Annotated in this window: 16 protein-coding genes and 1 tRNA gene; 7 read left to right on the top strand and 10 right to left on the bottom strand. The window is 37.3% G+C overall.

All coding sequences use genetic code 11. The features are described from left to right. Nucleotides 1–12 precede the first annotated feature (12 nt). The 5 genes from aroA to K7X70_RS20475 form a co-directional block, all read right to left on the bottom strand. Entirely contained in the window at nucleotides 13–1,266 is a 1,254-nt protein-coding gene (gene aroA, locus K7X70_RS20495; protein ID WP_222538801.1) for a 3-phosphoshikimate 1-carboxyvinyltransferase, read from the bottom strand. A gap of 2 nt (nucleotides 1,267–1,268) precedes the next feature. Then, entirely contained in the window at nucleotides 1,269–2,408 is a 1,140-nt protein-coding gene (locus K7X70_RS20490) for a chorismate mutase (RefSeq protein ID WP_222538800.1), read from the bottom strand. A 64-nt stretch (nucleotides 2,409–2,472) separates the two neighbouring features. Then, nucleotides 2,473–3,309: a prephenate dehydratase gene (locus K7X70_RS20485; protein WP_062549869.1), complete on the bottom strand. Its 837-nt coding sequence runs from the start codon at nucleotides 3,307–3,309 to the stop codon at nucleotides 2,473–2,475. A gap of 402 nt (nucleotides 3,310–3,711) precedes the next feature. Next, nucleotides 3,712–4,776, bottom strand: a complete 1,065-nt coding sequence (aroB, locus tag K7X70_RS20480) for a 3-dehydroquinate synthase (protein ID WP_222538799.1) — start codon at nucleotides 4,774–4,776, stop codon at nucleotides 3,712–3,714. Then, the gene (locus tag K7X70_RS20475) at nucleotides 4,776–4,982 is read right to left on the bottom strand and encodes an RNA-binding S4 domain-containing protein (RefSeq protein ID WP_062551138.1); all 207 of its coding nucleotides are present in this window, start codon (nucleotides 4,980–4,982) and stop codon (nucleotides 4,776–4,778) included. The genes aroB and K7X70_RS20475 overlap by 1 nt, the downstream gene beginning before the upstream one ends. A gap of 97 nt (nucleotides 4,983–5,079) precedes the next feature. On the opposite strand from K7X70_RS20475, the gene K7X70_RS20470 reads away from it, so the two are divergent. Then, entirely contained in the window at nucleotides 5,080–6,264 is a 1,185-nt protein-coding gene (locus K7X70_RS20470) for a proline dehydrogenase family protein (protein ID WP_222538798.1), read from the top strand. A 72-nt stretch (nucleotides 6,265–6,336) separates the two neighbouring features. Here K7X70_RS20470 and K7X70_RS20465 read toward each other — a convergent pair whose 3' ends face one another. From K7X70_RS20465 to K7X70_RS20455, 3 genes are all read right to left on the bottom strand, one after another. Next, complete coding sequence (locus tag K7X70_RS20465; RefSeq protein WP_222538797.1) at nucleotides 6,337–7,842, bottom strand: catalase; 1,506 nt, start codon at nucleotides 7,840–7,842, stop codon at nucleotides 6,337–6,339. A gap of 107 nt (nucleotides 7,843–7,949) precedes the next feature. Then, nucleotides 7,950–8,267 (bottom strand): Mpo1-like protein, encoded by a 318-nt coding sequence (locus K7X70_RS20460; protein ID WP_062549866.1) that lies wholly within the window; start codon nucleotides 8,265–8,267, stop codon nucleotides 7,950–7,952. 50 nt (nucleotides 8,268–8,317) lie between these two features. Further along, the gene (locus tag K7X70_RS20455; protein ID WP_222538796.1) at nucleotides 8,318–8,953 is read right to left on the bottom strand and encodes an HAD family hydrolase; all 636 of its coding nucleotides are present in this window, start codon (nucleotides 8,951–8,953) and stop codon (nucleotides 8,318–8,320) included. 261 nt (nucleotides 8,954–9,214) lie between these two features. On the opposite strand from K7X70_RS20455, the gene K7X70_RS20450 reads away from it, so the two are divergent. Both K7X70_RS20450 and K7X70_RS20445 read left to right on the top strand, forming a co-directional pair. Then, nucleotides 9,215–9,288 (top strand) — tRNA-Ile (locus tag K7X70_RS20450). Between the two features lie 181 nt (nucleotides 9,289–9,469). Next, nucleotides 9,470–10,771, top strand: a complete 1,302-nt coding sequence (locus tag K7X70_RS20445; RefSeq protein ID WP_222538795.1) for a site-specific integrase — start codon at nucleotides 9,470–9,472, stop codon at nucleotides 10,769–10,771. Nucleotides 10,772–11,127: 356 nt separating this feature from the next. Here K7X70_RS20445 and K7X70_RS20440 read toward each other — a convergent pair whose 3' ends face one another. After that, nucleotides 11,128–11,730, bottom strand: coding sequence for a hypothetical protein (locus tag K7X70_RS20440; protein ID WP_222538794.1), 603 nt, complete (start codon nucleotides 11,728–11,730; stop codon nucleotides 11,128–11,130). Nucleotides 11,731–11,966: 236 nt separating this feature from the next. Between K7X70_RS20440 and K7X70_RS20435 the strand changes: the two genes are divergently transcribed. Continuing rightward, the gene (locus K7X70_RS20435; RefSeq protein ID WP_068402346.1) at nucleotides 11,967–12,626 is read left to right on the top strand and encodes a TetR/AcrR family transcriptional regulator; all 660 of its coding nucleotides are present in this window, start codon (nucleotides 11,967–11,969) and stop codon (nucleotides 12,624–12,626) included. 197 nt (nucleotides 12,627–12,823) lie between these two features. Here the strand turns inward: K7X70_RS20435 and K7X70_RS20430 are convergent, their stop codons facing one another. Beyond that, the gene (locus K7X70_RS20430) at nucleotides 12,824–13,261 is read right to left on the bottom strand and encodes a helix-turn-helix domain-containing protein (RefSeq protein ID WP_222538793.1); all 438 of its coding nucleotides are present in this window, start codon (nucleotides 13,259–13,261) and stop codon (nucleotides 12,824–12,826) included. A gap of 258 nt (nucleotides 13,262–13,519) precedes the next feature. On the opposite strand from K7X70_RS20430, the gene K7X70_RS20425 reads away from it, so the two are divergent. Genes K7X70_RS20425 through K7X70_RS20415 form a run of 3 tightly spaced genes read left to right on the top strand, consistent with a single transcriptional unit; the run spans nucleotide 13,520 to nucleotide 14,716 of the window. Further along, a complete protein-coding gene (locus K7X70_RS20425) occupies nucleotides 13,520–13,873 on the top strand; it encodes a hypothetical protein (protein ID WP_068402341.1) in 354 nt (117 codons plus the stop codon). Continuing rightward, the gene (locus K7X70_RS20420) at nucleotides 13,870–14,271 is read left to right on the top strand and encodes a hypothetical protein (protein ID WP_068402339.1); all 402 of its coding nucleotides are present in this window, start codon (nucleotides 13,870–13,872) and stop codon (nucleotides 14,269–14,271) included. Before K7X70_RS20425 ends, K7X70_RS20420 begins: the two co-directional genes overlap by 4 nt. After that, nucleotides 14,261–14,716 (top strand): hypothetical protein, encoded by a 456-nt coding sequence (locus K7X70_RS20415; protein WP_222538792.1) that lies wholly within the window; start codon nucleotides 14,261–14,263, stop codon nucleotides 14,714–14,716. The genes K7X70_RS20420 and K7X70_RS20415 overlap by 11 nt, the downstream gene beginning before the upstream one ends. Nucleotides 14,717–14,728 lie beyond the last annotated feature (12 nt).

The raw sequence follows: 14,728 nt of genomic DNA, 5'->3' as shown, positions 1-14,728 counted from the left end.
TTATAGGTTAATTTAAATCACTGTAACTGTAAAACCTGCTTTTTCCAGGTCTTTCCAAAAGTCTGGGTATGATTTCTCTACCACATCCATTTCTTCTAATACCACTTCTTTGATCAGCAAACTAAGCGGGGCAAAAGCCATCGCCATGCGGTGATCTTCATAAGTGCTGAAAGTAACACGCTCAGGGAAATGAAGATTTTCGCAGTTTAAAGTATACACCAGGTTGTCTTCATTTAAAGTTACACCAATTTTTGCAAGTTCATTTTGTAACGCTTTAACACGGTCGGTTTCCTTAATTTTTAAGGTCTCCAGTCCGGTGAAAGCAAGGTTCTGCTTCAAAGCAGCCGCACATACGATAATGGTTTGTGCTAAATCCGGACAATCTTTAAGGTCTAAAACTTCTTCACCGAAGTTTTTTTCAGTAGAGCTCAGTATGATTCCTTCAGCTGTTGTTGCTGTTTTGACACCAAAGGCAGTCATGATAGATCGGATTCGGCTATCGCCTTGCAAGCTTTTTTCCTTTAAATAAGGTAGGGTAATTTCTGCTTTAGCAGCCAGACAAGCAATGCTGTACCAGTACGAAGCAGCACTCCAATCTGGTTCTACTACTAGCGTTGCCGCTTTAAAAGGTTGTGGTTTGATGCTGATGTTTTGACCATCCCAGGAATGACTGATACCAGCTTCTTCCAGCATATTCAGCGTCATGTTTACATAAGGAAGGGAGGTTAATTCGCCTTCAATCTGTAAAGTAAGCCCCTGTTCCAAAGTCGGGGCAATCATTAACAAAGCAGAAATATACTGACTGCTGATGTCCCCCTTAATTTTCACAGTTGCCTGAGTTTGTTTTAATGGACCCTGGATGTTCAATGGTGGGAAGCCTTCTTGTTCAGCATAGCTGATATCCGCGCCTACTGCTTTTAATGCTTCTGCCAAAATACCGATTGGACGTTGTTTCATTCTTTCAGTACCAGTCAGTAAAAATTGACCTGGAAGAGTAGGGAGGTAAGCCGTTAAAAAGCGCATGGCAGTACCCGCTGGTCCCACATCAACAGTTTGTTGATGTGGAGATGCGGTTGAAATCTGATTTAAGATGCGTTCAAGTGTAACGGAATCGGCAGCGATAGACATATTTTCTACTTTTACCGCTCCTTTACTTGAAGCACTAATGATTAATGCCCTGTTGCACTCGCTTTTTGAACCCGTAAGGGTGATCTCTGTATGGATTTCTGTGTTTCCGGTAAAAGAAACAAGTGCATGCTTACTCATTCTTAAGATTTAACTTCTGTATGTGTTTCTGCTGCAAGACCTTTTTCTGCTTTGCCAGCATTCATAATTTCTGTTTGCTTACGGATCGACTCGCCGTGAACCAATTCTAAGAATTTCTCAGTAAAGCTCAGGTCTAATTTTAATGCTTTAGCAAATGCTTTACCTTTGTTCATGATCGCATCCCAACGGTTAACTTGTAAAATAGTTACCTGGTTATCACGTTTGAACTCACCAATTTTACCTACGATGGCCATACGCTCACCTAGTTTCTGTAACAATTGGTCGTCAATTTTATCGATTTGCTTACGTAAATCAGCCAATTGATCTACAAATGCTTCGTTTTGAGATTCTGGTTCACGAACAGTTAAACGCTCTACAAGCTCGCTTAAAGCTGCAGGAGTTACTTGTTGTTTAGCATCTGTCCAAGCTACTGAAGGGTCAACATGTGACTCAATCATCAAACCTTGCATGTCTAAATCAAGTGCTTTTTGTGAGATGTAAGGAATTAATTCGCGGTTACCGCAGATATGACTTGGGTCGTTGATGATCGGAAGATCAGGACATAAAGTTTTCAATTGAATCGCAAGTTCCCACATTGGCTCGTTACGGAATGAGCTTTTCTCGAATGAAGAGAAACCACGGTGAATCGCACCTAATTTTGTGATACCAGCACCGTTGATACGCTCTAATGCACCAATCCACAATTGAAGATCAGGATTAACTGGGTTTTTAACCAATACTGGAACGTCAACACCTCTTAAAGCGTCAGCAATTTCCTGTACACAGAATGGATTTACAGTTGAACGTGCACCAATCCAAAGGATGTCTACACCAGCTGCTAAAGCTTCTTCCACATGTTTTGCGTTGGCAACTTCTACAGCAGTAGGTAGGCCTGTTTCTGCTTTTGCTCTTTTCAACCACTCTAATCCAATGCTTCCGATACCTTCGAATTCTCCTGGACGGGTACGAGGCTTCCAGATACCAGCTCTAAGTACAGATACTTTACCTGTTGCAGCTAGTAAATGTGCGGTAGTTAACAATTGTTCTTCAGTTTCTGCACTGCATGGTCCTGAAATGATTAGTGGTTCGTTGTTGGTGTTCAACCAAGTACTGATTGGCTGGATGTTCAATTGTAATTTCATTTTTTTGGGGTTTTTATTGTATGTTTTATGAAGGGTTTTCTATTTGTATCTGGGTTATCTTGTTTTATACTTTATCGTTTCTTAGGTATTCTCCCATGATGTTGAAGTTTACCGTGTATTTTAAAGTTTGGCGAATGGCTTTGTCATATTGTTCATTGCTGTTCCATTCCATATCTACGTAGAAGTAGTATTCGTTTCTTTTTCCGAGAACCGGCATGCTTTGGATTTTTGTCAAGTTCACTTCCTGCTCCGCAAAGATGTTGAGCACTTTAGATAAAGCTCCAACATGGTTGCCCACCTGGAAGCAGATGGATGCTTTGTTGATTTCCGGCAGATCGTCTGTTTTGTCTTTTTTTAACACTAGGAAACGGGTGTAATTCTTTTTGTTGGACTCAATTCTTCTTTCAATGATGTTTAGTCCGTATAATTCTGCAGCTAAAGTATTTGCGATAGCTACGGTATCAGTTAATTGCTCTTCTTTAATGCGTTTTGCACAAGCTGCAGTATCGTTGCTTTCAATCACCTGGATATGTGGGAAGTCGTCGAAGAAATCTACACATTGACGAATTGCAATAGGGTGGGAGGTCGCAAATTTAATGTCTTCAAATTTAACCCCTGGCAAAGCCATCAGGTGCAACTGAATCGGCAGGTAAACTTCACCAACGATGGCGAAATTGTACTCACGGATCAGCGTATAGTTTGGTAAAAGGCTCCCCGCAATAGAGTTCTCAATAGCCATGATTACAAAGTCAGACTGCTTGTTTTCCAGGCTTTCGCAAGTCTGCTTAAAAGAATTACATTCTATGGTTTCAATGTCTTTTCCGAAGAACTTGAAAGCGGCTTCTTCATGAAATGACGCTTTAATACCTTGAATTGCTACTCTTGTTTTTTTCTGTTTCATTTTGCCTAATTGAATTTTCTGTGGTTCTTATGGCTTGCGGAAGGATGGTGTTCTTCTTCTGCGGGGTCCAAATTTTTTCTTTAAAAAAAAAGTCCCGGCTTTAGGCCGGGACTTTTTATATACACTCTTATCTTATGATTTATGTTGCATATCAGTCCCGGCTCTTACTAAAGTAGTAAAAGTAACCAAACCAATATGTAGTAACATTTTTCATCTCGATTGTTTTTTCGTTTTCGTTTTTCCAAATGTACTAACAAAATTTAATTTGTCAATACTTTCTTAAAAAAAATTATTTATGGTGTGTCGGTTGTTATTCGTTGTATCACAAAACATTAGGTGTTTTTGTGAAAAATAGGCCGGCAATTATTTTATAAAAAATGCTGTAAAAATCTATTTAGAGCATTATTTAGCCTGATTGTTATAGTAAGCCAGGGCATCTAAAATATCCTTTTCTGTAACGATGCAATTGTAGTCGCAAGTACCAATTTTGCTGAGTAAAGAAAACATAATTTGTCCGTGTTCGTTCTTTTTGTCGCTCTGCATAAAGCCTAAAAGGTCAGTAAAGCTTTCCTTTTTGATGTGATATGCAGGATAAATGCTGAGAATATATTTGGTAATGTCTTCCAGTTCTTCAGGAGTCAGCGTGTTATTTGTGCTGGATAAATAAGCTTCTGCAACCATTCCTATGGCGATGGCTTCCCCATGGGTAAGCGGTGATTTATCGTTGATCAGCGCATAACTTTCTACAGCATGACCGATCGTATGACCAAAGTTTAAGATTTTACGGCGGCCTTTTTCCTGAGGATCCTCAGTCACCACCTCATTCTTGATTTCTACAGAACGGTGAACTTCAATAGGAGCAATGTTTTTATAGTCGGCAACCTTTAAGCGCTCGTAATAAGCGGCATCTACAATCAAACCATGCTTGATCATTTCTGCAAATCCAGATAGTAATTCTCTTTCCGGCAAGGTTTTCAAGAAGGATGTTTCGATAAATACGGCTTGTGGAAGGGCAAATGTACCTACCATATTCTTTACATTATCAATGTCGATACCAGTTTTTCCACCTACAGAAGCGTCTACTTGTGCCAATAAGGTAGTAGGGATGTTGATGAAATCAATGCCTCTTTTATAAGTTGAAGCAATGAAACCACCCATATCTGTAATCACACCTCCACCGAGGTTAATCATCAAACATTTGCGATCTGCTTCAAAATCTAATAAGGTCTTCCAGATACCTATACAAAAATCGATGTTTTTATTCTCTTCTCCAGGGTCAGTTTCAATCAGATCAAAATTTGTATAATCGTCTAGCATTCCCTGAAGCAATGGCAAACAAAATTCTGATGTATTCCTGTCTACGAAGATAAAAACCTTACTGTAGTTACCTTCCTCTATGATTTGTGCTAATGGCGCAAGTTCCGATTCAAAGTGGATGTGATGGCCTGAGCTTTCTATAACGTTCATTAAATTACTGTTATTTGTTGACCCATAAAGCTAATTACATCGCCTACGCGTACTTTCAACCTCTTACGGAAGTCTACTTTGCCATTATATCTTACCAAACCGTCTTCTACAACAGTTTGTGCTTCGCCACCACTTTGTACTAGTGAAGTTGCTTTTAGCAACTGAATGAGTGGAATAAACTCACCTTCTAATTTGAATTCTATCATTATACCTGCAAATTTACAATTATTTATAAAGTGTTGTACCATGGATAGCCTTGGAATTTATACTTTTGCATGCAATATGACTAACCATACGAATTAAATGGAAATTTTCCCCAAAAAAACACTAAACTTTGACAACACTGAGGTTGCTTTTCGTAACCAATCTAATTCAGAACTAAACGCTGGATATTGGCTTTTCAAGGTAATCAGCAGTAATTTCTTAACAAAAGTTGGCCCTCCAATCACTAATTTTTTCCTAAACATAGGCTTGCCTATTAAATCAATCATCAAGGCTACAATTTTTAAACATTTTTGTGGTGGAGAAACAATTGCGGAGTGTGAACACACGATTGAGCAATTGGCTGCCGGAAATGTAGGTACCATTCTGGATTATTCTGTAGAGGGAGAAGAGGAAGAATCAGTATTTGATTTTACCTGTGAAGAGATCATCAGAACAATAAATAGAGCGGCAGGAGATCCACGTCTTCCGATTTCTGTATTTAAAGTGACGGGGATTGGCCGTTTTGGATTGTTAGAAAAACTAGATGCAAAACAACCATTAACAGCAGCAGAAGAAGCAGAGTTTGCTAAAGTGAAAGCCAGATGTGAGAAGATTTGCAGAGTGGCTTATGATAAAAACGTACCAATTATGGTGGATGCAGAAGAAACCTGGATTCAAGATACGATTGATGAGCTAGCTATAGATATGATGCGTTTATTCAACAAAGAGCGTATCATTGTTTACAATACTTATCAAATGTACCGCCATGATAAACTAGCTGATATGAAAGCAGATCATTTGATCGCTAAAGCAGCAGGTTATATTCTGGGTGTGAAAATGGTAAGAGGTGCTTATATGGAGAAAGAAAGAAAAAGAGCGGAAGAAATGGGCTATTTATCTCCAATTCAACCTAACAAAGCAGCTTCAGATAGAGATTATGATGAATCATTAAACTATTGCATGGCTCATATTGAGGAGATTGCTATTGTTTGTGGTACGCATAATGAAGACAGCTGTAGAGTGCTTGCGGAGCTGTTAGATAAACATAAAATAGACCATAACCATCCTCATGTGTATTTCGCACAGTTATTAGGAATGAGTGATAATTTAAGCTTTAACCTTTCTGATGCTGGTTATAATGTCGCTAAATATGTTCCTTACGGGCCAATTAAAGCAGTTATGCCGTATCTTTTCAGAAGAGCACAGGAAAATACTTCCATTGCCGGACAAACGAGTAGAGAACTTGGTTTGATCATGAAAGAGAAACAACGCAGAAGATTATAATTCGATGAAATGAAAAGTCCCCGTCTGATGTTCAGGCGGGGACTTTTCATTTATAGCCTTTATAAGTTTCGATTAGTGTTTACTTGCCATCGCCTGATCCACATCTACACCTAATCCTTTGGCCACTGCCATTCCCAATTGAATATCCGCTCTAAAGAAATGGCACAATTGTAAATTGATAATTTGGGCTTTTTTAGGACCAGTGATACCACTCATCGCACCCACAATGTTGTTCACCAGATTTATACGGTCTTCCGGGCTCATTGCTTTGCGATAAAGGTCACCTGGCTGAGTATAATGGTCGTTATCACCAGGACCAGCATTTCTATCGTACCAATCGGCCACGTTAGAATCTAATTCCCATGCCGGCTCTTTATAGCTTTGATCAGGAATGACATCCCCAAAACTATTCGGGTAGTAATTTGGATCGTCATTTCCATTGTCGTCAATGCGCATTTGTCCATCGCGATGGTAATTGTTCACCATAAACGGACAAGCATTTACAGGAATTTGCTCGTAATTTACGCCTAAGCGATAGCGATGTGCATCAGCATAAGACAATATACGACCCTGAAGCATTCTATCCGGCGAATAACCAATGCCGTCTATGGTATTAGAAGGTGCAAAAGCCGCTTGCTCTACATGAGCGAAATAATTTCTAGGGATTTGATTCAATTCAAGTACACCTACATCTATCAGTGGGAATTCGCCATGTGGCCATACTTTAGTCAGGTCAAATGGATTCCATCTAAAAGTTTTTGCTTCCGCTTCGGTCATGATCTGGATTTTTAAGCTCCATTTAGGAAAATCTCCGCGGTCAATAGCCTCTACTAAATCGCGTTGAGAATGATCCATGTCTTGTGTACGCATTGCATCAGCTTCTGGGCCGGTAAAATTTTTAATGCCCTGTTGTGTTTTAAAATGGAATTTTACCCATACACGCTCATTATCTTTATTGATGAAGGAGTAAGTGTGACTTCCAAATCCGTCCATATTACGGAGCGAATAGGGCGTACCGCGATCAGACATTAAAATCAGTACCTGGTGTAAGCTTTCTGGATTTAGCGACCAGAAATCCCACATCATAGTAGGGCTTTTCAAATTTGTTCTTGGATCTCTCTTTTGGGTATGAATGAAATCACTGAATTTCTTAGGGTCTTTGACGAAGAATACCGGTGTGTTGTTTCCAACAAGATCCCAGTTCCCGTCTTCGGTATAGAATTTAATGGCAAAGCCACGTGGATCTCTTTCAGAATCGGCACTGCCTTTTTCTCCGCCAACGGTAGAGAATCTTAGAAATACTTTGCATTCATTGCCAATAGCTCCGAAGATTTTGGCTTTTGTATATTGGGTGATGTCGTGTGTTACTTTAAATGTTCCGTAAGCACCGGTACCTTTTGCATGAACTACGCGTTCAGGAATCCTTTCCCTATTAAAGTGGGCCATCTTTTCATGGAGAATAAAGTCTTGAAGAAGTAATGGACCACGGCTTCCTACAGATTGTGTATTCTCATGTTCAGCATAAGGTCTGCCAGATGCAGTAGTGAGTTTACGATTGTTCGTGTTGTTATTTTCCATAAACATTGATTTATTGATTTTTTGTAAACCTATGGATAATAATTTTCGACATCAAACTGCAAATATCTATACTGATATAGAGTTTTTCTATGCTGATAATCTGGAAACTACTTTACTTTGAAGTCCTGATGCCCGGTCAGTAAATCCCAGAACAAAAGGAAGTCGCTGGCCAGACTATACATCGGATATTTGAAGGTGGAGGGTTTGTTCTTCTCAAAAAAGAAATGACCGATCCAGGCAAAACCATATCCCAGGAATGGCGTCGCTAAAATGAAACGCCATTCATGAAACAGGATTCCTGTAAATACAGAAAGGATAACGAGGCCTGTTCCTATAAAATGTAATACACGACTGGTCAAATTTGTATGCTCTGTCAAATAGTATGGATAGAATTCTTTCAGAGTTTTAAATTTTTGCTCAGTCATTGTGTATGATTTTTATTTAGACCCGCAATTTACAGTTTTTTTGGGAGCCATTATAAGATCTGGTGCTCTATTAATACATCCTCGAGGTATTTAGGGTGTTTTGTCATCAATAAGGTCTGCATACCTGCGGCTTTTGCGCCTACCAGGTGCTGCGGGCTGTCGTCAATAAACAAAGTCTCTTCCGGGTCTAGGTTATTCTCTTTTAAAACCTTTTCAAATATTTCTACATGGGGCTTTCTTAAGAACATTTGCTGAGAATAATAAGCTTTTTCAAATAGTCCGCTGTTGTCTGGCATATCGAATTCTCTTTTCAGGTAATCCACGATCCAGTTGTAATGGATTTCATTGTTGTTGCTCAGTAGAAATGTGCGGTATTTGTCCTTCACTTTTAACAATACTTCATGCACATTTTCAGGAACTCCAATCAATAAACTGTTCCAGGCAGCATCAATTTGTTCATCTGTGATGTCTTTTATTGATGATGCTTCCCTAATTCCGTCCCTAAATTCAGCTGGACTAATTGCTGCGGTCTCCAAATCATTAAAAATATTGTGGTGACTCTTGTGCGCAAAAAAGTCTTCAATATTCTCGATACCGAGTTGGATAAGAGCTTCTTGAGCCCGTTTAAAGTCTATTTCAAAGATCACGTTGCCATAATCGAAGATGATATTTTTTATTTTTTTCATGTAAAGTGTTTCCAAAATTCGATTCAAATATGTAACATTGCATTCGCAAAATCAATATGATTTTTCAGGGCCATTAGCTCAGCTGGTTAGAGTAGAAGACTCATAATCTACGGGCTAATGAATTGAAAATGAGCTTTTTAAGCATGACGTTTTGAAAAAAGTTCAGAAAATTTTCGAAAATTTTCTGAGGGAAAAAAAGATGTTAAGGTCTTAAAAATTTTGTTTAGATTTGCCTCACGCAGGTAGCTAAAAAATGCGTACGGGCCTATAGCTCAGTTGGTTAGAGTAGGAGACTCATAATCTCTTGGTCGCTGGTTCGAGCCCAGCTGGGCCCACTATAAAACCGTTCTACAAAGAAATTTGAGGACGGTTTTTTTATTTTTTCTAGTGCTGGTTACTGCCAGCAACTATGCCTTCAGGAATCCCCCTGAAAGCAGGTTTTACATAATTTTTTGTTTAACTCCACGTAAAAACGTTACGAAATAGTTACGGTTTACGTGCTAACCTAAAAGAATTATGGCAACCGTTAGCGCCAAGGTGTTTGAACACCACAAAAAAACAGATGGAACCTACAATGTGAAAATCTGCGTCCATCACAAAAGCCAAAGAAAGTATTTCGATACTGTTCACTATGTAGTCAAGAAACAGTTAACTGCAAAACTTAAAATCAAGGACAGTTTTGTAAATGATCTAGTCGATGAACAACTCAAAGGCTATCGAAGAATTATTAGTGAACTTGGTGAAAAGCTAAACTACTTCAATGTAGAATCCTTAAGCGAATATTTGCGAGAAAAAGATGCTGATGTAGATTTTATCAAATTTTGTTCGGAACATATTGCCCAAAGCGACAAAGATGGAAAAAAGGGTACTGCTCATAATCATCGCGTAATACGTAACAGCTTAATTGACTATTTTAAAAGAGAAGCTGTTTCAATAACGGAAATCAATTCAAATATGCTTGTTTCCTATGAGCGTTATTTGAGAAGTGAACGAACAATGATTCGTCAAAGTGGGCAGAAAAATATCACCAAAGAAACTACAAGTAAAGGTTTGTCAGATAGTGGCCTCTTTAACCACATGCGTGATTTGCGAACACTTTTTAATGCTGCTCGTAATATGTACAATAATGAAGACCTCGGTATCTATCGTATAAAGCATTATCCCTTTAAAAAGTATAAAATTGGTTCTACTCCCCTAACAAAAAAGAGAAACAATACTTTGGATCAAATAAGAACTATCCGTGATTGTGAAACAAAGCCAGGAAGCCGGGCAGAAATGGCAAAGGAACTCTACATGCTTTCGTTTTATCTATGCGGGATGAATGCAGTAGATTTTTATCATATAACAAAAAGAAATATTAGAAACGGAAGAATAGATTATAACCGATCAAAAACCGAGGATCAGAGAAAGGATGATGCCTTTATCAGTATCAAAATTATTGATGAAGCCAGACCATTGTTGGAAAAATATATAGAAAAGCTTTCTACCCGATATGTGGACTCTAATGGCCTCAATAAAGCACTGGGAATGGGAATGAAACAGCTAAGAAAGATAACGGAAATAGAAAAACTTACGCTCTATTGGGCAAGACATAGTTTTGCTACTATAGCCCGTAATTCCTGTAGGATGAGCAGAGACGATGTAGCTCAGGCATTAAACCATGTAGACAGCGAGCATAGTACAACCGATATCTATATCGAAAAAGATTGGAATATCGTAGACGATGTACAAATTAAGGTAGTAACCTTATTAAGGCGGTTGGATATGAAGAAAGCCGCGAAAAAGAAGAAAGAAAGATTAATAAAAGAAGCGGCATAACAAAACATCTGTGTGGTTTTTTGATAAACCATGCACGGGCATTTAATTAATTTAACATCTTAAATTTGAACATCATGAAAAACCTAATTTTGTTCTTCCTGACCTGCATAATTGGAACCGGAGCTTTTTTGGCTGGTACAACCATGGAAAACCCCTTACCAGCGTTCTTGGTTGCGTTCGGTGTTTGGATGCTATTCCTTTATCGAATTGAAAAAAAATAGCCGTAAATATTGGCTATTATAGGCTTAATTGTTGCCTTTCATACCCAGTTTTACAAATACCTATAAATCAATTTAATTTTGAAAGCCCTAATTTATTTATAAATAGATTGGGGCTTCTTATTTAAAAAACCTAATCTACAAAGGATATACGTATGTTACTTTCAACTTATTATAATCGTAAGCGCGACTAGAATCAGAAAGAGCCAGCTCTTGATAGTATTTATTTACTAACTCCTTATACCTATTAAATTGCTTTCTGCGAACTGCGGTTTGTTTACTGTCAAACATCCAGGATTCGTCACCAGTAAACCTATATACCAGCTCTCTGTAGATCTGAGCTCGCAAAATTTTTAAACGAATATCCTGCATACCATAGGAAACGGCATTTTCAACCATGTCCTTTGCTAGAATAAGATTTTCCAAAGTACCTTTTTCACGCTGATTCGGTTTTGACTGCACATCATTGGAAAACAAGTAAAGGGTTGAACGTATAAAAAGACTTGTAGTGTCTTTTGGATTTAACTTTAAGCTTTTATTTAAACTGTCGACCAAAGGTGTATACTTTTGGGTTTGGAATTTTCCAAAAGTTCCATCATCCCTAATTAACTTTCCATCAACTATCTTTATTGGAAGTTGTGCTTGTACATTACTAATGAAAAACATACATAGCAATGTGAGACCAGAGATTTTATTGGGCCACCTGTCAATTAACCTACCCATAGATTGAGATATCTTCATAAATAATAAAACGTTAATTAATTGCCAGTGAAACAACTTATTAATCAAATATACTTTATATCAAGTAAAGATACAAAACACGGGCTATACCACATTTACTGAGTAATTTAATACCTACTCACGTGTTTAAACAGAAGTAGTTCAGCATCAACTTCCCTGTTCTTTTTTAAACTGCATTAATTCAATTGGATATTTCATGTAAAATTCGCAAATTTAATAGGGGAATTAGTCGAAAAATGGACAAACCAAGTAGGAAATATGCAGGACCAATTAGGGACAAAGAACGTACAAAACTCAAATTATTAACCGCTGTAGGCGAAATTATTAAGGAAAAGGGTTATACAGGACTTAGGATCGCTAAAATTGTTGAAAAAGCCAATGTCGATAGGAAGACACTATACGATTGTTTTGGAACAGTGGATAAACTTATCGAAACCTACATTAAGGGAAAAGATTATTACCTGGCTTATGAAGATCAAGCAGAAAAATTGGTTAAACAATATACCAACGGTGATGCGAATGAACTTATGAAAACGTTATTGTTGGGTCAATTAGAGAATTTTTCAATAAATAAAGAGCAGCAAAATATTTTAATGTGGCATCTCAGTGAGGATAATCCATTGCTCTCAGATATAAATGCAAAAAGAGAGAGGATCGGCAGTATTTTTCTTAAATTAACAGACAGCGATTTTCAAAACACAGATATTGACATTCGTGCCAGAACGGCTTTACTTGTAGCAGGAATATACTTACTTATGCTATATAGAAAAAGCAAACAAGAACAGTTTTGCGAAATTGATCTTAATTCAAATGAAGGTATGGAGCGTATTAAAGCCTCTATTGCCCAGATGATCGATGAAGCGTTTGAGCAAGCCAAAAAAAGCAAACACAAATAAGTGCTCTGTGATATTTTTGTTTGGCAAAAATTTACTAACTATAAAAGTATGGAAATAGACGGAGGTCATATAAAAATACAATCCCCCGTCAAATTAACGCTCTCTTAACAAACATAGAGATATAATATCTAAACCACGATTTTATACGTGGTAAATTTTACTGAAGGTTATATTTCCCTATTTTTTTTGGGGGGGGATTATTTACTTAAGTTTTTAATAAGCTCCTGAATCATAATGTTTGATTTTTCCATAATCTTCACTTTTTCCTGTTCACTTGACACAAGTCGCTCATAAAGTGACTTATTATCTTCCAATGCAATTAAAAACTTATCAACCGGATTAAAGGTGCATTGAAAATTAAAAGTACTGTTGTCATAAAAAGAATTGATGTTGTGAATGACATTATCCTCAGTGAATCGTTCGATTGCATCAGGCTCTATTTTCATAATAGCTGCTATTCTTTCAATTGTTGGTCTATCAATTGTCTCCTTTTTTTCCAATCTGGACACCATACCCTGGTTCCAGTTGTCACCAAGCTCATGAGCAATTGTTTCCTGCTTAATATCTAATATGTCTCTGAAACGCTTGATGTTGCGTCCATGATGTACTTTAATTTCCTTTTTTATCGTGGGCATAAAACAAATTTAGGGTTTAAATCTTCAATTTAAATACAAAATCGGCAGAATATTCCTGTATAAAAAATGCATGTAAAGAGAATGTTTTATGTATCATCTGATTTTTTCATCCGAATGATGGTAGAATATGTGATTTACAACATCATAGACATATATTTTCTTGGATTTCTTTAGTTACCTAAAGATTTTATAATTCACAAATAGCTACTGAATTTTGGTGGTAACTAACCATTATCAAAAAAACTAAAATTTTACTCTATGAAAACTACCATAGAACTCAATCTGCCGGAAGATTTTCGAACGGTCAGCGAACTATTCAACATTGAGTTAGCGCATACAATAGATGCTTTTATAAAGCATGTCACCCTCTATAACTTTATTACTAGTCATAATGAGTCTCCCAACTCTCAGGCTACCCAAATCTTTAAAAAATACCATAATACCATTTTAAATACTGACGGTATGCGGGTAGCTGATAAAGCTAAATTGCATGTTGAGCCAGTGAAGAAAGTCGTGAAATTAATCGCTAATGGTATTGGTGCAAATTCAAACTCTTATAAAAAGATAATCTTAGACTGGCATGCCAGTATATATCCAAAGGGAGAAAAATGAAAACAACTATAAAAATTCGGCTTCCTAAAGATTTTCAACTTATGTGCATGCTGATGAGCTGCGAACCAGCAGGAGTTATACAATATTATTTAAATGGTATTTCCTTGCCCTGGCAAATGAGTGTACATCCTGAGGACCCCGAGGGAATGCGCACAGGTTTCTTTCTTAAAAATACTGGAACCTGTGATACAGAGGAAACACAAGATCTAATTGACGCAATCAATGATGAAAATTTCCATGAAAGGCTATGCTTAATTGCTCAAATGGAAATAGAACAGCCAGAATGCGAGCAACTATTAAGACAGGAAATTAGTAAATGGAGAGATAAGTGTTTGTCCATAAGAAAAGATTTAAAAGGAAATGAACCAAATTACACAATTGTAGAATATGAACATTAATATATACATCGACTCCGAGTTCGAAATTGCCTGTGATATATTGTATTTGAAACCTGAGGAACTTCTTCAAGCATTCATCGATAGCGTTTCCCTCCCTTATTTCAATAGTTCATTGTTTTTTGCAGGATTTAATCTCGAAGGCAATCCAGAAAATAATAGTACCTCCAAAGATACTAAGATGATGGCGACTGAGTTTGCGGTTGCACATAATCATCTTTTTAATAAAAGACTTTTACCGGCTCAAAATGTGCATAAAGAGTACATAAAGAAGCTAAAAGAACTAATAGAACAGTTAAAAGGAGAACCGAGCCGTGAAAAAAGATACCAATTTTTAGTATTTCATTATGATGATTGGCGCAAGAAAATTATAACTGAAATGAGCGAAAAAGATGCCATTATCGATGTTAAGGCCAGAAAAACAAAACTCAGAATAAATTCAAAATAACACCTAAGCTAT

The organism is Pedobacter polysacchareus (assembly GCF_019802255.1).
In the GTDB taxonomy this organism is placed as follows: domain Bacteria; phylum Bacteroidota; class Bacteroidia; order Sphingobacteriales; family Sphingobacteriaceae; genus Pedobacter; species Pedobacter polysacchareus.
The sequence above is the reverse complement of the archived record's forward strand: the minus strand, read 5'-3'. Positions and strand labels throughout refer to the sequence as shown.